This is a genomic window from Bradyrhizobium lablabi, from assembly GCF_900141755.1.
Taxonomy (GTDB): Bacteria; Pseudomonadota; Alphaproteobacteria; order Rhizobiales; family Xanthobacteraceae; genus Bradyrhizobium; species Bradyrhizobium lablabi_A.
Genome location: NZ_LT670844.1, coordinates 4,890,106 through 4,910,048, shown reverse-complemented (window position 1 = coordinate 4,910,048; position 19,943 = coordinate 4,890,106). Strand labels below are relative to the sequence as shown.

16 protein-coding genes are annotated in these 19,943 nt (G+C 63.1%); 9 read left to right on the top strand and 7 right to left on the bottom strand.

The window, feature by feature from the left end:
* Positions 1–43: 43 nt before the first annotated feature.
* The 4 genes from B5526_RS22800 to B5526_RS22785 all read right to left on the bottom strand — a co-directional run bounded on the left by B5526_RS22800 (position 44) and on the right by B5526_RS22785 (position 3,727).
* On the bottom strand, positions 44–352 hold the full coding sequence (locus B5526_RS22800) for a hypothetical protein (RefSeq protein WP_079541844.1): 309 nt from the start codon (positions 350–352) through the stop codon (positions 44–46).
* Between the two features lie 11 nt (positions 353–363).
* Positions 364–2,154, bottom strand: a complete 1,791-nt coding sequence (locus B5526_RS22795) for an acyl-CoA dehydrogenase C-terminal domain-containing protein (protein ID WP_079541842.1) — start codon at positions 2,152–2,154, stop codon at positions 364–366.
* 144 nt (positions 2,155–2,298) lie between these two features.
* Entirely contained in the window at positions 2,299–2,676 is a 378-nt protein-coding gene (locus B5526_RS22790; RefSeq protein WP_079545203.1) for a nuclear transport factor 2 family protein, read from the bottom strand.
* A gap of 76 nt (positions 2,677–2,752) precedes the next feature.
* On the bottom strand, positions 2,753–3,727 hold the full coding sequence (locus B5526_RS22785; RefSeq protein WP_079545202.1) for an NAD(P)H-dependent flavin oxidoreductase: 975 nt from the start codon (positions 3,725–3,727) through the stop codon (positions 2,753–2,755).
* Positions 3,728–3,834: 107 nt separating this feature from the next.
* On the opposite strand from B5526_RS22785, the gene B5526_RS22780 reads away from it, so the two are divergent.
* The 5 genes from B5526_RS22780 (at position 3,835) to B5526_RS22760 (ending at position 10,931) form a co-directional block, all read left to right on the top strand.
* The gene (locus tag B5526_RS22780) at positions 3,835–4,422 is read left to right on the top strand and encodes a PadR family transcriptional regulator (RefSeq protein WP_079541840.1); all 588 of its coding nucleotides are present in this window, start codon (positions 3,835–3,837) and stop codon (positions 4,420–4,422) included.
* A gap of 220 nt (positions 4,423–4,642) precedes the next feature.
* A complete protein-coding gene (locus B5526_RS22775; protein WP_079541838.1) occupies positions 4,643–8,065 on the top strand; it encodes an SEL1-like repeat protein in 3,423 nt (1,140 codons plus the stop codon).
* Positions 8,066–8,354: 289 nt separating this feature from the next.
* The gene (locus B5526_RS22770; protein ID WP_349642784.1) at positions 8,355–9,008 is read left to right on the top strand and encodes a hypothetical protein; all 654 of its coding nucleotides are present in this window, start codon (positions 8,355–8,357) and stop codon (positions 9,006–9,008) included.
* A 208-nt stretch (positions 9,009–9,216) separates the two neighbouring features.
* Positions 9,217–10,143, top strand: a complete 927-nt coding sequence (locus B5526_RS22765) for a sulfite exporter TauE/SafE family protein (protein WP_079541834.1) — start codon at positions 9,217–9,219, stop codon at positions 10,141–10,143.
* A complete protein-coding gene (locus B5526_RS22760; RefSeq protein ID WP_079541832.1) occupies positions 10,140–10,931 on the top strand; it encodes a TIGR02186 family protein in 792 nt (263 codons plus the stop codon). Before B5526_RS22765 ends, B5526_RS22760 begins: the two co-directional genes overlap by 4 nt.
* A 127-nt stretch (positions 10,932–11,058) precedes the next feature.
* Here the strand turns inward: B5526_RS22760 and B5526_RS22755 are convergent, their stop codons facing one another.
* Positions 11,059–11,847, bottom strand: a complete 789-nt coding sequence (locus B5526_RS22755) for an MBL fold metallo-hydrolase (protein WP_079541829.1) — start codon at positions 11,845–11,847, stop codon at positions 11,059–11,061.
* A 34-nt stretch (positions 11,848–11,881) separates the two neighbouring features.
* Entirely contained in the window at positions 11,882–12,793 is a 912-nt protein-coding gene (locus B5526_RS22750; RefSeq protein ID WP_079541827.1) for a DMT family transporter, read from the bottom strand.
* A 121-nt stretch (positions 12,794–12,914) separates the two neighbouring features.
* Between B5526_RS22750 and B5526_RS22745 the strand changes: the two genes are divergently transcribed.
* From B5526_RS22745 to B5526_RS22725, 4 genes are all read left to right on the top strand, one after another.
* A complete protein-coding gene (locus tag B5526_RS22745) occupies positions 12,915–13,778 on the top strand; it encodes a LysR family transcriptional regulator (RefSeq protein ID WP_079541825.1) in 864 nt (287 codons plus the stop codon).
* Positions 13,779–15,618: 1,840 nt separating this feature from the next.
* On the top strand, positions 15,619–16,587 hold the full coding sequence (locus tag B5526_RS22735; protein ID WP_079541821.1) for an ABC transporter substrate-binding protein: 969 nt from the start codon (positions 15,619–15,621) through the stop codon (positions 16,585–16,587).
* A 141-nt stretch (positions 16,588–16,728) separates the two neighbouring features.
* Positions 16,729–17,889 carry an IS30 family transposase gene (locus tag B5526_RS22730; protein ID WP_079544668.1) on the top strand — a complete coding sequence of 387 codons (1,161 nt, stop codon included), beginning with the start codon at positions 16,729–16,731 and terminating at the stop codon, positions 17,887–17,889.
* Between the two features lie 167 nt (positions 17,890–18,056).
* Positions 18,057–19,040 carry an ABC transporter substrate-binding protein gene (locus B5526_RS22725; protein ID WP_172842087.1) on the top strand — a complete coding sequence of 328 codons (984 nt, stop codon included), beginning with the start codon at positions 18,057–18,059 and terminating at the stop codon, positions 19,038–19,040.
* Positions 19,041–19,187: 147 nt separating this feature from the next.
* Here the strand turns inward: B5526_RS22725 and pdeM are convergent, their stop codons facing one another.
* Entirely contained in the window at positions 19,188–19,883 is a 696-nt protein-coding gene (gene pdeM / locus B5526_RS22720; protein WP_154071394.1) for a ligase-associated DNA damage response endonuclease PdeM, read from the bottom strand.
* Between the last annotated feature and the right edge of the window lie 60 nt (positions 19,884–19,943).

Below are 19,943 nucleotides of genomic sequence, written 5' to 3'. Positions count from 1 at the left end.
CGTAGGTGCGGGACGCTAAATGTCGAGAACGTCATAATGCGGGCTAAACGGATCCTTTCACCGCATCATCGTCCAACGTGAACTCGTAGAACAGAGGCAGTCCTTCGCCCAAGCGAAGAAAATGGCGGGCAGCATCATAGGCGCGCGGATTGACGCTGAGGTCGAGGATATGATCGGGCTGCGGCATTGTCATCTTGTCTGTCAGATAAAATCCCTCGATGCCGAGAACGCCAACTCCATCGCGCGCGCAGCGGTCGACGATGTCGAACGCTGATCGAGCACAAAACATGTCGCGTCGACGGCCGACGCCGAAGGCGCGAAACTCCGCAAGGATCGCCTCGGCTGCCGACATCGCGCCACCGGTCAGAACGCTTCCGCCGCCAATTCCATGGTGGTCGCACATCCCGTCTGGATGCGCGCAAGGTGCAGTGAGGTTTCCGGCAGCATCCGTTCCATGAAGAAGCGGCCGGTCACGAGCTTGGTGGTCAGATAGGGCGTGGTGCCGCTGCCCGCAATCTTGTCCAGCGCCACCTTTGCCATCTTTGCCCACATATAGGCGAAGGTGACGAGGCCGAACAATTGCATGTAGTCGGTGGCGGCAGCACCTGCATTGTCCGGCTTCGTCATCGCGTTCTGCATCAGCCAGGTGGTGGCCTGCTGCAGATGGCCAAGGGCTGCGCTCAAGGGAGCGACATAGGGCTTCATCCCCTCCTCAGTGACGTGATCCTTGGCGAAGGCCGCGACCTCGCCGAAAAAAGTCATCACGGCGCGGCCGCCGTCGCGCGGCAATTTGCGCCCGACGAGATCGAGCGCCTGAATGCCGTTGGCGCCCTCATAGATCATGGCGATGCGCGCATCGCGCACGAACTGCTCCATGCCCTGCTCGGCGATATAGCCGTGACCGCCATACATCTGCTGCGCCAGCACCGCGTTGGAGAATCCGACGTCGGTCAAGACGCCCTTCATGACCGGCGTCATCAGCCCCATGTGGTCGTCCGCCTCCTGGCGATCCTTGGGGTCGGGGGAGCGATGAGCGACGTCGCTTTTGAGCGCAGTCCACACCACCATCGCGCGCGCCGCCTCGTTGAAGGCGCGGATCGTGAGCAGCGTGCGGCGCACGTCGGGATGCACGATGATCGGATCGGCCGGTTTTTCGGGTGCCTTCGGCCCCGTCAGCGCGCGGCCCTGCAGGCGATCCCGCGCATAGGCGACCGCGTTCTGATAGGCGACTTCGGATTGCGCCAGGCCCTGCACGGCGACGCCGAGCCGCGCCTCGTTCATCATCACGAACATGCCCTGCATGCCCTTGTTTTCCTCGCCGATCAGCCAGCCAATGGCGCCGTCGTAATTCATCACGCAGGTGGAATTGCCGTGGATGCCCATCTTGTGCTCGATCGAGCCGCAGGACACGCCATTGCGCGCGCCGAGCGACCCGTCGGCATTCACAAGAATCTTCGGCACCACGAACAGCGACACGCCCTTGATGCCGGCGGGCGCCCCCTCGATCCGGGCGAGCACCAGATGGATGATGTTTTCTGCGAGGTCATGCTCGCCGGCGGAGATGAAGATTTTTGTCCCTGATATCTTGTAGCTGCCGTCGGCCTGCTTGACCGCCTTGGTGCGCAACAGGCCGAGATCGGTGCCGCATTGCGGCTCGGTGAGATTCATGGTGCCGGTCCATTGTCCGGCGACCATCTTCGGCACGAACATCTTCTTCTGTTCGGGCTTGCCGTGCACCACGAGCGCCGCGGTCGCGCCCATGGTCAGGCCGGCATACATCGAGAACGCCATGTTGGCCGAGATCTGGAATTCGTTGACGGCCTGGCTCAGCGTCACCGGCAAGCCCTGACCGCCATATTCAGTCGGCGCCGACAGCCCGAGCCAACCGCCTTCGGCGACCTGCTTGAAGGCTTCCTTGAAACCTTTCGGCGTGGTCACGCTGCCATCGTCATGGCGGGTGCAGCCCTCGATATCGCCCACACGATTGAGCGGCTGCAGCACTTCCTCGCTGAGTTTTGCGGCCTCCGACAAAATCGCCTCGCGCACATCGGCGGAGGCGTCGGAAAAGCCGGGAAGATTGTCGTAGCGGTCGATCTGAAACACGTCGTTGAGCAGGAAATTGACGTCTTCTACCGGGGCTTTGTAGATCGGCATGATGTCCTCTCGGGGCCTGCTCAGCAGGCTTCGTTTAGGGCAGATTTTGCAGAGCCGCAATTGCTTAAGGTCCAGAAATGGACCTTAGCCGATTCCGGTGGCCCAAAGCAGTTTTCGAAGCAGCCTTTGAGCAAATTCACGTCACTACTTCGCCAGTTGCTCTCCCATCAGCCGGTGCAGCAGGTTGATCGCCTTGAGCGGGCGCACCATCACCTTGAAATGGGTGATGCGGCCATCGTCGCCGAAACGGATGATATCGACGCCGTTGAGTTTTATTCCGTCGATCTCGGTTTCGAACTCGAGCACCGCACCGGCATCGCTCCGCCATTCGCCGGTATAGACAAAACCCGCGCCGCCCAGCACCTTGCCCGCGCTCGAAAGATATTTGAACGTGATGTCGCGCCCGCGCTGCGGCGTGTGCACGACGGGGCTTTCGAACACCGCGTCAGGGTCAAGCAGATCCCACAGCGCCGCGTCGTCGTGGGACTTCATGTAGCCGTACCACTTCTCAAGGCCGGTCATGCTCATCGGACGTCTCCCGTTGCGTGAAATTCCGGCCGCATTTGCGGCTGCCCGACATCGCGTTTTGTTCAAGCGCTCAAGCGCTGATCCGCTTTACAAAATCGCCGCTGGCGTCGGCAAATTCGAGCTTCAGCCGCTCCGCCAGTTCGGCGACCGGCGGCGCGTCCGTGATCTGCCCGATACCCTGTCCGGAGCCCCAGATGTCGCGCCACGCCTTGACCTTCATGTTGCCGCCGGAGCCGAAATTCATCTTCGACTTGTCGGCGACCGGCAGATTGTTGGGATCGAGGCCTGCGGCCGCGATCGACGGCCCGAGATAGTTGCCGTGCACGCCGGTGAACAGGTTCGAATAGACGATGTCGTGCGCGGCATGCGCGGTGAGCGCGTTCTTGTAAGCCCGATCGGCATTGGCTTCTTCGGTCGCGATGAAGCGGGTGCCCATATAGGCCAGATCGGCGCCGAGCGCGAGCGCGGACGCGATGCTCCAGCCGTCGGCGATCGCGCCCGACAACAGGATGGTGCCCTTGAACCATTGCTTCACTTCGCGCACCAGCGCGAATGGCGACAGCGTGCCGGCATGTCCGCCGGCGCCGGCGCAAACCAGAATCAGACCATCGACACCCTGCTCGGCGGCTTTCCGCGCGTGCTTGACGTTGATGACATCGTGGAACACCACGCCGCCATAGGAATGCGCGGCCTCGACGATTTCCGACGGCGGCCGCAACGAGGTGATGATGATGGGAACGCGATGCTTTACGCAGGTCTCCATGTCCTGCATTAGCCGGTCATTGGAGACGTGGCAGATCTGGTTGACCGCGTAGGGCGCGACTTTTTTCTCCGGGTGCAGCGCCTGGTATTCGCCGAGTTCGTTCTCGATCCGCGTTAGCCACTCGTCGAGTTTCTCGACCGGGCGCGCGTTCAGGGCCGGAAACGAGCCGACGATGCCGGCCTTGCATTGGGCGATGACGAGTTCAGGCCCCGACACGATGAACAGCGGCGCGCCGAGTACCGGCAGCTCAAGTCGACCCTGCAGCGAGGCTGGAAGCGGCATGGCTTTTCCATTTTTGAGCGAGACCAAAGCTTATGCACGTTGACGCATATGCGCCTTTATGCATAAAGTCAAGAATACGAGGGGTGCAAGGACGGAGGGTTGGCGTTTTGGCGCTCGGTGACGCGATCCTGGTCTGCCTGACGGAACGTCCGATGACGGGCTATGAGCTCGCCAAGACGTTCGATGCGTCGATCGGGTTCTTCTGGAAGGCCGACCACCAGCAGATTTATCGCGAGCTCACCAAACTGCGCGATCGCGGCCACGTTCAGGGCCGCGAGGTCGTGCAGTCGGGCAAGCCCAACAAACTGGTCTACACCTTGACCGCCGAAGGCAAAGCGAGCTTGCGGCACTGGGCGGCCCGGCCGAGCAGCCCGCCGTCGATCAAGGACGACCTGCTAGTGCGGCTGTACGCGCTCGACAGCGTCGACATCGACCCGTTGCGCGCCGACCTGATGGCGCGGCTGGAGTACCATCGCGACCGCCTCGCCCGCTATGAGCGCATCCTGCGAAAGCGCTTCGCTGACGGCGCCACATCGCCCGCAGATACCGGCAAGCTGCTCGGGCTTCGCCTGGGCCTTCGTCACGAGCGGGCCGTGGTGGAGTGGTGCGAAGAGGCGCTCCACACCCTCTCGGCCACCGCCATCGGGGCGAATGTCACGCCGATCAACGCAAACCAACGCGAACACAACGGCTGAGCCTTGCGTCCGGCGCCGACGGAACCTCGATCGATTTCGGGGATTTAGGGCAACTTTCCGGGCCGGCCGGCCAATTCCTTAACCGGTTCTTTACCGTAACGCGAAAAAGTCAGCAGCAGAGGCAGACGACCTGCGCGGAATTCGATTGTCTCTCCTCCAGGGACGCGCGGGGAGGCTGAAGGCGCTAGGTGGGGCGCCGGAGTCGAAACCGGACGGAATCATGAATTCGCGCGTATCGTGGAGTGTTGAAGGCATCGATCCATCTGTCCGCGAGCGGGCCGAGGCCGCCGCACGGCGCGCCGGCATGTCGCTGAACGACTGGCTCAATTCCTCCATCGGCGAATCCACCCCTCCGAACTTTCGCGCCATGTCAGATCAAAGGGTGGCTGATCAGCGGCCGCTGATGCCGAGCCAGGAAAGCCGCGACGTCGCCGATATCCATCAGCGGCTTGACGCCATCACCCGGCAGATCGAACAGATCTCGCAGCCCAAGCCGGGCAGCGATGCTCCGCGCAGCGATGCTCCGCGCAACGACGCCCCGCGCGGCGGCGAACAAGGCGTCGCCCGTCAGTTGAACGACGCGATCTCGCGCCTCGACGCCCGGCTGTCGCAGATTTCAAACCCCGCGCCCGCAAGACAATCCCAGCTCAAGGACAGGCAGCGCCAGTCCGAGATGGTCGAGGGCGCGGCCAGCCAGGTCTATCGCCCCTCCCCGCCGCTGAGCCCTGCGTCGTTCGACTCGGCGATCGCGGAAATCGCCGCGCGCCAGAACGAACTTGACGCGCCACCGCGGCAGATGCCGTCGCGCGCCGCGCCGCCGATCGCGCCGGCGATGCCGCTGGCACCGGCGATGCCAGTGTCCCCTCCGATGCCGATGCCGCCGGCAACGCCACCGGGTCCGGATTTCTCCTCGCTCGAGCGCCATCTGTTCAAGATCACGAGCCAGATCGAGGCGCTGCAGCGCCCCGACGGGACAGAACAATCGATCGCCGCGTTCCGCAGCGAACTCGCGGAAATCCGTCACGCCATCACCGAAGCGATGCCGCGCCGGGCGATCGAATCGATCGAGAACGAAGTCCGCTCGCTGGCACGCCGCATCGACGACAGCCGCCAGAGCGGCATCGACGCCAAGGCGCTGGCCGGCATCGAGCGCGCGCTTTCTGAAATCCGCGAAGTGCTGCGCTCGCTGACCCCGGCCGAGCAACTGGCCGGCTACGACGAGGCGATCCGCAATCTCGGCGCCAAGCTCGACCTGATCCTGCGCGCCAACGACGATCCCTCGACAGTGCGCCAGCTCGAAGGCGCCATCGTAGCGCTGCGCGCCATCGTCTCCAATGTCGCTTCCAACGACGCGCTGGTCCGGCTCAGCGACGATTTGCGCACGCTGTCGGCAAAGGTCGACCAGATTTCCCGCTCCGAGGGCAACAGCGATTCCTTCGCGATCCTGGAGCAGCGCATCGCGGCGCTGACCTCGACGCTGGAAAGCCGCGAGCGGCCGCGCGAACGCGAAAATTCCGAGCAGATCGAGGGTGCGCTGCGCGCTTTGTCCGACCGCCTCGACCGGATGCCGGTCGGCAATGACAGCGCCTCGGCCTTCGCCCATCTCGAACAGCGGGTGTCTTATCTGCTGGAACGGCTGGAAGCCTCCAGCGATCACCGCGCCGGCAATCTCGGCCGGGTCGAGGACGGGCTGCAGGACATTCTGCGCCATCTGGAACGCCAGCATGCGGCGGTTGCGGCGCTTGCCGAAACCAGCCAGCGCAGCGCTCCCGAGCCGGCGGACTCTGGCCTGATCGACATCGTCAAGCGCGAATTGTCCGACATCCGTTACAGCCAGACCGAGACCGACCGCCACACCCAGGATTCGCTCGAAGCCGTGCACAACACGCTCGGCCATGTGGTTGATCGGCTGGCGATGATCGAAGGCGATCTGCGCACGGTTCGCACCGCGCCGGTTGCGCCGCCGCCGGAAATGCCGCCGGCACCGCGCGCCGCCGCGCCGCAGGCCGTGGCCCAGCAGGCGCTAGCGCCGCAGGCTGAAGCGCCGCAGTTCGAAGCGCCGGAGATCGAGGCGCCGCCGGTCCCGATGGCCGCGGAACAGAGACCCGAATTGCCCAATCCCGCCTCGGCGCAGGCGCCTTTCGCCGCCGCCCCGCGCGAATTTCATGCCGCGCCGCCATCGGTGCCGGCCGCAGCTCCGGTGCCGCCGCGCGCCATCAGTGAAATCCTGGAGCCGCATAGCGCCGCGCCCTCGCGAGCGGCGATCGAGCCCGATCTGCCGCCCGATCACCCGCTTGAGCCCGGCACAAGGCCGGTCGGGCGCGCGGCTTCGCCATCGGAACGCATCGCGGCCTCCGAAAGCGCGATCAGCGGAATTCCGGCGAGCCCGCCGCCCGGACCGGTCTCTACCGCAAGCTTCATCGCCGCCGCACGCCGCGCCGCCCAGGCCGCCGCGGCCGCGCCGCCCACCGACAAGGCCGGCCGTCCGCTCAAGGTCGCCGGCGACAAGGCCAAGGAACCGTCGAACATCACCTCCAAGATCCGCTCGCTCCTGGTCGGCGCCAGCGTGGTCGTGATCGTACTGGGCGCCTTTAAGGTGACGATGTCGCTGCTCGACGGCGGCAGCGTGTCGCCGCAGCCGCCTGCCATGGAGAATTCGAGCGAGCCGCAAGCCCCGGACCAATCGCCCGCGCCTGACAGCGCCAAGCCGGCGACGCCGGGCCCGGCGTCGCCGTCGATGACCTCGCCGACGCCGATCGGACGGCAATCGCTCAATAACTCCGCCCCCAACTTTTTCGACGGCACCGCATCGGCCGCGATCCCGCAGGACGCCGCGCCGTCGTCCGCCACGGATGTCACCAGCGCGCTTCCGACCGGCGCTGCGGCGTCGGCGAAAGGCAAACTCCCGATGGCGCAGGTGCCGCCGACCGAAAGACTGCCGGATACGATCGGCGGACCGGTGCTGCGCGCGGCCGCGCTGAAGGGCGATCCGACCGCGGCCTACGAAATCGGCGTGCGTTTCGCCGAAGGCAAGGGCGTCGCTCCGAATTACGACGAGGCCGCGAAATGGTATGACCGCGCGGCGGAGGCAGGCGTCGTGCCGGCGATCTTCAGGCTCGGTACCTTCTATGAAAAAGGTATGAGCGTGAAAAAGGACGTCGATACCGCGCGGCGCTATTACATCCAGGCGGCCGAGCGCGGCAACGCCAAGGCGATGCATAATCTGGCCGTGCTCGACGCCGACGGCGGCGACAAGGGCGCCAACTACAAGGACGCTGCGCAATGGTTCCGCAAGGCGGCCGACCGCGGCGTCGCCGACAGCCAGTTCAACCTCGGCATCCTCTATGCCCGCGGCATCGGCGTCGAACAGAACCTCGCCGAATCCTTCAAATGGTTCAGCCTGGCGGCGGCGCAGGGCGACGTGGATGCCGGGCGCAAGCGCGACGATATTGCCAAGCGCCTCGACGCCCAGTCGCTGGCGGCGGCCAAGCTCGCGATCCAGACCTTTACCGCAGAACCCCAGCCCGACGACGCCGTCAACGTCGCAACGCCGGCCGGCGGATGGGACGCGGCGCCGCCGCAGCCGGCTGCAAAGCCCGCCGCGAAGCCGGCTTCAGCCAAGCGCACCGCCGCCGCGCGCTGATCCCATTGGCGATGCCGCCCGGCATTGCCGTCATATACCCCAGCGATAAAGCCGTGTAGACAAGCGCCTCACTGAGCGCGCACGCGATAACTGCCCGGAGGTTCGACGTCCGGGACAGCTTGACTGCCGAGAGGGTCATTTGTCTTTCGATGATCGTCAGGACGAGAGAGATGAATACCAGAGGTCGCCGACCGGACCTCGGGTAGCACCGCCGCGCAAGCCTACAGACCAGCCTGCAGCGCGGCGACCCCCTGCCATCGGCATCAAGCGGCATTGGTGGTCAGCTGTGATGTTTGTTCTCCTGGCGAGTGGCGTCGGCATCCGGGCCTACCGGGACCTGTCGCGGCCGGAGGCCTGGGCCTATTGGAAGGAATCATATCTCGCCCCACGCATGACTTCGGCGCTGATCCCCCTTGCCGATTTCGACGGCTCGGGCCATGGCCGGCGCGCGCTCGCCATCAGCGGGGAAATCGGCGCCGCCACCGCGAACTGGTTCCGGGACAGGCTCAATGAAGGCCATCTCGATGCCGGCGACGCGGTGTTGCTGTCTTCTCCGGGCGGCGACTTGAATCAGGCCGTGATCATGGGCGAAATCATTCGATCGCGCGGACTGGTGACTGCGGTCGGCGTCGCCGATGGGTCGGGCCAGGTCCGCCCCGCCTATTGTGCCAGCGCCTGCGTGCTGGTCTATGCCGGCGGCAAGATACGCTATGGCGTGGAGGGCTCTATGCTGGGGGTCCACCAGTTTGAGGCTACGGCTCCGATGCGCGACCCCGTTGCCGACACTCAGCGGGTTGCAGGGTTCCTGTTGAACTATATGACGAAGATGGGCGTGTCCTCCGCCGTCGTGCAGGCTATGTCTCAAAACAGGGACGTCCGCTGGCTTGGCACCAAGGAAGCCGCGGCGATGAACCTCGTGACCGACCCGATCCGGAAGCCCTAAGGCGACCCGTTAATCTGAATTATTCACCACACCTGTAGGTGAGCGGCGGCCCGCGTCAAAAAAGCCCGCTCCCTGCGGATTCTTTAGTCCCTCAAGCGGGCGATTTCGGTTATGCAGAGGCGCGGCAGGCGAGCGACGCCGCTCATCAAAAATAGTGCCGTGAGGGGTTTCGGCCCGCCTCAGGGCTAACCTTCGAAGCGAGCCGCGCGTGCAGCTTTACCTCCCGATCGCCGACCTTCCGGTCAATGTTTTCCTCATCCTTGCGATGGGCGCGGCGGTCGGCTTCGTGTCCGGCATGTTCGGCATCGGCGGCGGGTTTCTGATGACGCCGCTCTTGATCTTCATCGGCATCGCGCCGGCGGTTGCGGTCGCCTCCGTCGCCAGCCACATCGCGGCCTCGTCGTTTTCCGGCGCGCTGACCTACTGGCGCCGCCGCGCCATCGATCCGGCGCTGGCGCTGGTGCTGTTATGCGGCGGCACCGTCGGCACCGCGCTCGGCGTGTTCACCTTCACGTATCTGCGCTCGCTCGGCCAGCTCGACCTGATGATTGCGCTGTCTTACGTGGTGCTGCTGACCACCGTCGGCGCATTGATGTTCTGGGAAGGCACCCGCGCGCTATTGCGCGCGCGCCGTGGCAAGATCGTGCCGATGCGGCGCTCGGGCAGCCATGGCTGGATCCATGGCCTGCCATTGAAGGTGCGCTTCAAGCGCTCCAAGATCTATCTGTCGGTGATCCCGGTCATCACCGTCGGCGTGATCATCGGCTTCATCGGCGCGGTGATGGGCATCGGCGGCGGCTTCATCCTGGTCCCGATCATGATCTATCTGTTGCGGGTGCCGACCTCCACGGTAATCGGCACCTCGATGGTGCTGACTTTGGTCACCATGGTGTTCGCCACCATGCTGCACGCGATCACCAATCATCTGGTCGATGCGGTGCTGGCGCTGATCCTGATGATCGGCGGCGTCACCGGCGCGCAGTTCGGCGCCCGCGCCGGGCAGAAAATTCGCGGCGAGCATCTGCGGCTGTTGCTCGGGCTTCTGATCCTCGCGGTCGGAATCCGCTTCGCGATCGAGCTCGTGATCCGCCCCGACGATCTCTTCACCATCCGGGAAATCGGAGGCACCGGATGATTGCGCGCTGGCCTTTCGCATCGGCAGGTGTCGTGCTCGCGCTGGGCCTGGCGTCGGCCCCGCTTCCGGCGCACGCCGAGCGGCTGATCGTGTCGGTCTCCAACCACCGCGTCACCGTGACGCCGAACTATTCCGGCGAGGAGCTCGTGCTGTTCGGCTCGGTCGAAAAGGACGCCAACACCCCTGCGACGCGCACCAATTACGATCTTGTCGTCACCGTCGCCGGCCCCCGCGCCGACATGGTGACGCGCCGCAAGGAGCGTAAATTCGGCATCTGGGTCAACACCGATTACCGCCAGTTCCTGCAGGTGCCGACCTATCTGGCGCTGTTTTCCAACCGGCCATTCGACGCCATCGCCTCGCCCGAAGTGCAGCGGCGCCAGCAGCTTGGCCTCAACAATGTGCTGCTGACCCAGCGCGTCGGGCCTGACTATGCCGACGTCGTGCCGAACGATGCGTTCCGCAGCGCCTTCGTGCGGCTGCGCTCCGAGCATGGGCTCTATCGCGAGGCGACCTCGGCGGTGACGTTTCTGACGCCGACCTTGTTCCGCACCGGCATTCCGCTGCCGGCCGAGGTGCCGATCGGGACCTATGACGTCGAGATAAAACTGTTTTCCGACGGCGCGCTGGTGACGCATACCGAAACCGCGTTCGATATCGTCAAAGTCGGCTTCGAGCAGTTCGTCGCCACCACCGCCCGCCAGAACGGTTTCAGCTATGGGCTGGTGACGGCGTTCATGGCGCTGATGACGGGGTGGATGGCGTCCATCGTGTTCAGGAAGGACTAATACCGCTCCTCATCCTGAGGAGCGGCCACTTGGCCGCGTCTCGAAGGATGGACGCTTGCACCCCTGTTGCCATCCTTCGAGACGCGCGCAAGAGCGCGCTCCTCAGGATGAGGCCGGTGCGTGTGGCTCAGGATGAGGCCGGTGGGTGTGGCGGCTCGATCACCGTCGCGACGCCGGGCTCCAGCAGTTTCAACCGCGCCCCAAACCCGAGCGTGTCGAACGACGCGCGCAAATCACTCGCGCTCTGGCGGAAATGCGCCCAGCCGTCAGTATGCAGCGGCACGATCACCGCATCCGGAAATGCGCGCGCGGTCTCGATGGTGTCGTTGGTATCCATCGTGAGGTGAAAGGGACCGCGGGTCTGCGCCGCGCCGGCGAAGGGCAGCACCACGCCGGCCTTGAAGCGCCGCGCGACCTCGGCGACGCCGTCGAACCACACGGTGTCGCCACTGATATAGACCGGTGAGCGCTCTTTCGAACTCAGCACAAAGCCGATGACGTCGCCGGACAACGGCTCGATGCCGGCCGGCCCGTGACGCGCGGGCGTCGCGGTGATGGTCAGGGAACGGCCATCCTTGCCCATCAATTCGGTAGTCGCCCACGGCGCAAGTCCCTCAACATGGCCGCCGAGCCGTTTTGCGCCGGCTTCCGTGGTCAGGACGCGCTTGGCCTGACGGAGGAAGTCCTTGCCCGAATGATCGAGGTTGTCCGAATGCTGATCGTGACTGAGCAGCACCGCATCGACCGGACCGACCTGTCCCGCCGCTAACGCGGGACCGGTCAATTTCTCGAGTCTTACATGCGGCAATTGATACGCGCCCGGCGCATCGAAGGTCGGATCGGTGAGGAGACGAAAGCCGTCGATTTCAATCAGCGCGGTGGGACCGCCGATCAGGGTTATGCGAAGGGAACTCATGTTCGATCTCGCTTTTTCTTATGGCCGCGTTTTCTTATTGCGGCACTGCTGCGGGACGCGTCACCAGATAGATGCCGAGCGCCACCGGGACAATCCCAAGCAAATCGCGGAACTCGACATGCTCGCCGAGCACCATCCAGGCGAACAGCATGCCCAATGGCGGCATCAGGAAATGATAGGCGCTCGCGGCGGTCGCGCCGCACACTCGCAGCAGATGAAACCACAGCCGATAGGCCAGGATCGATCCGCCCAGCACCAGGAACGCAAAGGCGCCGAACAGAGGCGCGCTCGGCACGATGTCATCGACGCTCGAGAAATTCATCGCGAACGGCAGCAGCACGATGCCCGCGGAGAGATTCTGCACGCCGTTGCCGATCCAGAGGCTGCCCTGCGGCGCCAGCACCTTGAATAGGATAGTGCCAAGCACGATCGAGGCCAGCGAGGCCAACGTGAAGAGGACGCCGTGCAGACTGTCGGTGCCGACCGACATGCGGTGCCAGACGATAAAACTCACTCCCGTGATCCCGAGCAACAGCCCCGCGACCTTGCGCGCGGTCAGTTGCTCCCCGAGGAACAGCGCGGCGAGGCCGGCCGTGAAAACCGGATTGGCGCTGACGATCAACCCGCCGAGGCCGGCGGACACGGTCTTCAGCCCGGTATAACCGAGGCCGAGATAGAGCGCGTTGTTGGCGACGCCGATCAGCGCGAACACCAGGGTATCCCGCCATGACAACCCCCAGCCCTCGCCGCGAAACGCGGAAATCGCGAGGATCAGGATTCCGGCCAGCGAGAACCGCGCGGTGAGCAGGATCAGCGGCGGGCACGATGTGACGCCGATTTTTCCCGCGACAAAGGCAAAGCTCCAGAGCAGGCAGAACAGGGCGATATAGATCGGCAGTGGATTGAAAGTGGTGCGGGGAACTGCGATCGAGGGCGCGACGGACATTGGAATTTTCCTTGGGGAATCTCCTTGGCCCCTGATCTAGGGCCGCGCCTTGATATTTGGAAATTAAATGATAGACTGATTTCCAGTGGAAATATGAATAGGCCTAAAATAGGTCCCTCCAATGCTCGATCTCGAATTGCTGCGCAGCTTTGTCTCGGTGGTGGATTCCGGCGGCTTTACCCGCGCCGGCGAGCGCGTTCACCGCACCCAGTCGACCGTCAGCCAGCAGATCAAGCGGCTGGAGGAGGATGTCGGCCAGCCGCTGTTGAACCGGACGGCTAAGGACGTGACGCCGACCGAGGCCGGCGAGCGGCTGTTGTCCTATGCGCGGCGGCTATTGTCGCTTGCGGAAGAAGCCCGCGATGTCGTGACGCGGCCCGGCAATGAAGGCGCCGTCAGGTTGGGCATCCCCGAGGATTTCGCCGCCTATCGGCTGGCGAAATTGCTCGCTTCATTTTCGCGCTCGCATCCCGGCCTGCGGCTCGACGTGCGCGCCGACCAGAGCACCTATCTCAAGCGCGATCTCGAACGCGGCGAACTCGATCTGGCGCTGTTCAAACGCGCGGCCGGCGAAAAAGGCGGCATCGCGGTGTGGTCCGAGCGCGTGCATTGGGTCACCAGCAAGAGCCATCCGATCGACGCAAAAATCGGCTCGGTGCCGTTGATCGGCTTTCCCGTCGGTTGCCTTTATCGGGCGGGCGCGATCCATGCGCTGGAAACCGCCGGCCGCCCCTGGCACATGGCCTATACGTCGTCGAGCCTCGCCGGCATCCAGGCCGCAGTCGCCGCCGGAATGGGTCTCAGCATCCTCTCGGAGATCGCGGTTCAGGCCGATCATCGTGTCCTGACCGCGAAGGACGGTTTTGCGCCGATCGACCGGACGGAAGTGGCGCTGGTGGCGTCGCCTGATGCCAGCCCGGCGACACTGCGGCTCGCCGATCGGCTGGCGGAATTTTGCGACAATGTGCAGGCGAAGGCGGCGTAGCTAATCACGAAGACGGTATGCTCCCTCGCCCCGCTCTTCGCGGGGAGAGGGTTGGGGTGAGGGGCTCTATCGGCATCACCGGTCTCGCGGAGAGTCCCCCTCACCCGGATTTTTCGCTCCGCGTAAAATCCGACCTCTCCCCGCAGGCGGGGAGAGGTCTGAAACGTCGGATTCAAATTTCAAACAGCAAGAGGATATGCGTCCGCATTCTCGCGGCGCGATGCGCCCGAGGCTTGCATCAACTTCACCCTCCTTCGCAAACAGAGGGCGCAGGGAAAGCCGGATGCCGATTGCACCCGCGGTCGTGCGCACAAAAAGCGCACGAGTGGACCACAGGTTCAACCGGATCACTCCGGCTTTCCCCGCGCGAATGGTTTACGGCTTACTTCGTGCTCTCCCCGGTGACCGGGCTTTCTTGCCACCGTCGCCTTGCGGATCGATGATACATCTCAAACCCGGTTGGGCCGAATGCATCTCCGCAAGACTTGACGCCAGCATCGGGGCGCCAGGACCACACGACTTCGCCGTCCGCGACCATCTCACGCCAAAGGTCTTGCCGGGCCTCGTGCCGTCCGGCGAGTTCTGGCGAAGGCGGTTAGCAGCATCGTTCGTCCGCGCGCCGGCCGATCGCTCACGGGAAGACCCGCCCTGCGATCCCATTGCGCGCCCGACGCTGTCGCGTCCATCGCATCCCACCGCGCGTTCGTGACGACTCGCGATCCGCCCCTCATCCGGGTGGGACGGGGCGAGCTTGTAGAGGTGATTTGCCCGACGGGTTAAGCGAAATATTTTTGTCAGCGGGGCTGGACAGGTTCTTGCTGATTTGCCCGTCGGGCAATTTTTCGTCGTTTGGCAAAACGGGGCAACCGGCATTTCCGAGATCACCCCCCTAACCGGACATGCCGCGGACATGCCAAAATCGACGCGAATGAGCCAAAGCGGTCATCAGCCACAACGCCAGCATCGCGCGCTTGTATCTCGGCCTCCTATTCAGTTCCGCGGCAGAACAGGTGGTTCTTGCAGCAGCTTGATAGTCCCCGCAATCGCAACGTCGCGTCGAACGTTGCTAACGAGGAAATGCGGTACCGGCAAAACCGGGCAGCGTTTCCTCTTGAGCCCCATAGCGCACCATCGGCACTACGGGCGGGCCGTATGGATCGATCCGGTCGTCCTGAGGGCGATAACGATATCGTGGAACAATATAGGAATCCCAGTAAGGAGTTGGCCTTACTACGGGCACCCTGACGACGATAAGCCTCACCCGTGGTTCACGAACGACTTTGGCCTTCCGCGCATGGGCTGCGGCACTAAACGTCCCCAGGTTACACAGTACCAGGGCCGTTCCGAGAGCGAACGCGGTCATTATCCTCATACCTCGGCCTCCTTGCCACAGAGTCAAATCAACGAGCACCTGGTCATGATCGTTCCAGCTGCGCGGGGCTAAACCTTAGGGCGGGGGTGGGCGACGCGAGGATTGCGGTGCATTGCTGGCGCTCGGCAATCGGCATCGCTGGGTGCGTTGCGAGTGGGGCCGTCATCGATAGCCTCACTCGCTGATACAGGACTCAAAGCACGGCAAGCTAATCCGCTCCCTACTTCCTTGAATGACCGCTCCTGGCCCTTTTGAGACATGCCGAATGCATCGAGCAATGTCCGAGTTTGAGGGGTAAAGCGGAAAACATGTGCTCGAACTGAGTTCTTGTCAGTTTGACCCAAGTCGGACCTCACGAGTTGACGCACGCTTGTCGCGCACGACCCCGGCAAATGCCCTTTGCCCTCACACAGCTCCACGACAAAGTGCTAGTTTAGCAATCCCACTTGGTAGTCCTTGGAGTGGCACATGCGGCGGCGGGATTTTCTGGCCGGAATAGGCGCTGCAACTGCGTGGGCGCCGGTGGCGCGAGGCCAACCGTTGGAGCGCAAGCTTCCAAAGATCGGCATTATCGGAGCTGGCACCCAGGAAAATTTTCAAGCATTCTTCGAAGGGTTGCGCGAACTGGGTTATGTCCCTGGTCAGACGGTGATTCTGGAAACGCGGTACCATGGCGCGAGCGCAGAGCGCGTTGAAGAATTAGCTCGGGAGCTTGTCGGCCTCCAATGCAACGTCATTTTTGCTGCGAACCCGCACGCTGTCGACGCCGTCATGAGAGCTACGCGCGTCATCCCCACAATTGGTATTGATCTGGAAGACGATCCGGTAGCCAACGGATGGGCGCAAAGTATTCCTCGCCCGGGAGGTAATCTGACCGGGCTATTTCTCGGTCTTCCCGAACTGGGCGGCAAACAGATTGAGCTTCTCAAGGAAGCCATGCCACGACTCGCCGATGTGGCGGTCCTCTGGGACGCAACGTTGGGGACAGCACAGCTTCGCGCGACGGAGGCGGCGATTCAAGCGTCGGGCGTAAAGCCGGAATTGTTGCCAGTCCGAGAAGCAAAAGACATCAGGGATGCCATCGAGCACGCCGTGCACGCACACGTGCAAGGGCTGATCGTCCTCACTTCGCCGATGATTCTCACCCAGCGCGCACTGATCGTTGATCTGGCTTTGAAGGCTCGCTTGCCGATGATCAGTGGCTTCACCACATTTCCGAAGGCTGGCGGGCTGATGGCGTACGGCCCGGACCTTCCCTCGATGTTCAAGCGCGCGGCAAGTTACACTGATCGAATCCTGCGCGGGGCAAAAGCGGGCGATTTGCCCATCGAACGGCCGAGCAAGTTCGAGCTTATTATCAATCTCAAAACCGCGAAGGCCCTTGGCCTCGAAATCCCGTGGCAGCTCCAGCAACTCGCCGATGAGGTGATCGAATAGAAAGCAGTTGCTGCGATGCAAGAGTCCGGTGGTGGCACTTTTGAAACATGCAGACGAACACCGAGAATGTCTGTTTATCGGGGGTGGTCTCAACCGGTTGACGCAACACTTTATCTTAAAGGAGAGATGGAGTGTGGTTTGATGGCTCACAAATTTCATAGAGGGTTTACTGCGGCAGAGAAAACGGAGTTATGGGATCGCTGGAAGCGCGGGGAGTCGCTAAAGGCGATCGGACGCGCTTTTGGTAAGCAGTCATCGTCGATCTATTTTTTGGTGGCTCCGCATGGTGGGATTCGTCCTGCCGAGCGGCGTCGCTCCAGGCTGGCATTGACGCTCGCGGAACGCGAGGTGATTTCCAGAGGTGTTACGGCACATCGATCGGCCCGATCGATCGCCAAGTTGCTTGGCCGCTCACCCTCGACGGTGAGCCGGGAAATGAACCGTAATGGCGGCTATGACCGCTACCGAGCGGCACTTGCAGATGAGAATGCCTGGGCGCGAGCTCGTCGTCCAAAATGCTGTAAATTGGCGAGCAGTCCGCGGCTACGGCGAGCTGTCGCGGGGAAGCTCAGATTGGATTGGTCACCCGAGCAGATAGCCGGCTGGCTGAAGAGAACGCATCCTGAAGACGAGTGTAATCAGGTGTCACACGAGACGATCTACCGCAGCTTATTTGTACAAACCCGTGGCGTGCTCAAGAAAGAGCTGCTTAGTCATCTTCGATCGAAGCGCTCGATGCGTCGCTCCAAGCCGGTCGATCCGGATGGCGATAGACGGGGGCATATCAAGGATATCGTCTCAATCCGCCAGCGACCGGCGGCGGTTGAAGATCGAGCGGTGCCTGGCCATTGGGAAGGCGATCTGCTGTCCGGGCCGAACAACAGCTACATCGCGACCTTGGTCGAGCGTCATACGCGCTACGTGATGTTGGCCAAGGTGGCCGGTAAGGACACCCGAACGGTCGTCACCGCGCTCATCAAGCAGGCGAAGAAGCTACCAAAGGAGCTGTATAAGTCCCTGACCTGGGATCGGGGAAAGGAACTTACGGATCATCGTCGCTTTACGTTGGCGACCAAAATCGACGTATATTTTTGCGATCCGCAAAGCCCGTGGCAGCGCGGGTCGAACGAGAACACCAATGGCCTGCTGAGACAGTACTTTCCGAAGGGCACCGACTTGTCGGTGCACTCACAAGCCTACCTGAACAAAGTGGCTCGTCAGCTAAACGAACGACCACGTGAGACCTTGCAATTTGAAACCCCAGCAGAGAGATTTAGCGCCTGTGTTGCGTCGACCGGTTGAGCCGGCAGGGGTAGACCGGAAGTCATCGGCGCACTGTCAAAACGGCGCTTTTGACCCGTTTCGGACGTCACATACTTTACGAATGCACTTCCGCCGCTTGCGATTTCGCGCCCTACGATGCAATAGCCTGCTAGAATCGTAACCGTGTGATCATTACGGAGGCGCTCGTGAAACGGCGTGATTTCATCGCCCTGGTCGGCACCGTGGTAATAGCGCGCCGTGTGGCCATCGCGCAGACGCCGGGCAAGGTCTATCGTCTCGCGCTCGTCAGCCCCGGCGGACTCTTGCCTGAATCCGACCCTTTCGCGAAGATTTTGCTCGGCGGACTTGCGAAGCTTGGTTATACGCCCGGACAAAATCTTGCCTTCGAGGGACCGCGTGGGGCGGCTGGGCAGCCCGTCCAGCTTGCGCATCTGATGGAGGAATTGAAGGCAGCCGAGGTCGATCTCATCGTGGTCTTTGGCTATCCAACGGCCGTAGCGGCCAAGGCGGCAGGGATTACCACGGTCGTGGCGTTCGGCGTCGGCGATCCGGTTGCGACCGGCCTCGTCGTCAACCTTGCGCGGCCGGAAGGCAATATCACCGGTATCTCGGACGTGGCGACGACGCTCAGCACCAAGCGGCTGAGTTTGCTCAAGGAGCTGTTGCCGAAACTTCATCGCGTTGCGATGTTGTGGAACAAGGACGACCTCGGGATGTCGCTGCGCTACGACGCGTCGGCAAAGGCGGCCGCAGCGATGGTGGTCGACGTGCAGGCGGTGGGCGTGCGTGAACCGGACGATTTCAACGAGGCGTTCGCGGTGATGGATCGCGAGCCGCCGGACGCCATTCTGATGGTTTCCGACTCCCTAACCATGCTCAACCGCAAGCGCGTGTTCGACTATGCCGCCGTGCACCGGCTGCCGGCGATCTACGAGTACGACCCACTGGTTCGCGAGGGCGGCTTGATGTCCTATGGGCCGGATTTGCGAGAATCGTTCGAACGCGCCGCCTCCATGGTTGATCGTATCTTCAAGGGAGCGAAGCCTGCCGATCTCCCGTTCGAACAACCGACACGCTATTTATTCGTGCTCAACCTCAAGACTGCGAAATCGATCAGTCTCGAAATTCCACCGACGGTGCTGGCGCTGGCCGACGAGGTGGTCGAATGAGGCTTGCCACTTCCGAAATTGGCACTTTTCGGACCTCACTTGATGTCCGAATTGAGTCCGGAATGGGCACCTAAGCGGACGTCCGCCATTTATGGGTTCATGCTCTAGCTGAGAGATGAAAACACCTCGCCGCTAATCCAGGATCGCTCAATGGCACCGCGACGCCGCGATGGTGTGCAGCCTGACGTCGCCGAGCACATGGGCCATGAAGCCCAGCGTCTGGAATATCTTTGCAAATGCCGCGTCGCGGATGCTCAGGCCGCCGGTATAGGCGCCGAATGCCGGCATCACCGCGCGCTCGCCGTCTGACGCAAAACAGCGGCGCTCCATCGAACGGCCGCGCGTCGACACCCGCGCTTTCGGATGCAGATGACCGGCGATTTCGCCCGCGGCACCAGTCGGCTCGTGACGAAAGACAATGGGCCCGATCGCCACTTCGGTCGCGACCACGCCGCCGAGATCGGTCGGCAGCGCCGGATCGTGATTGCCCGAAATCCAGATCCAGTCGCGCCTCGCCTGCAAGCTTGCGATGGCGTCGCGGTCCGCCGCGGACAGCCGCCGATGGGCGTCGCGGTCGTGAAAACTGTCGCCGAGCGCGACCACCATGCGCGGGTCGTGCCGCGCGATCACGGCGGCGAGGCGGCCGAGCGTCGCGGCCGTATCGTAAGGCGGCAGCAGCACGCCGCGCGCGGCGAAGCTCGAGCCTTTTTCCAGATGCAGATCGGAGACGACGAGCAGGTTTTGCTGTTCCCAGAACAGGGCGCCGGAGAGATCGGCGACCAGATCCACACCAGCAACGTTCAATGAAGGACGACAGGCGATATCGACGGCAATGCTCGTCATGGCCGGGCTTGTCCCGGCCATCCACGTCTTTGCTTCGCGAGAAAGAAAGACGTGGATGCC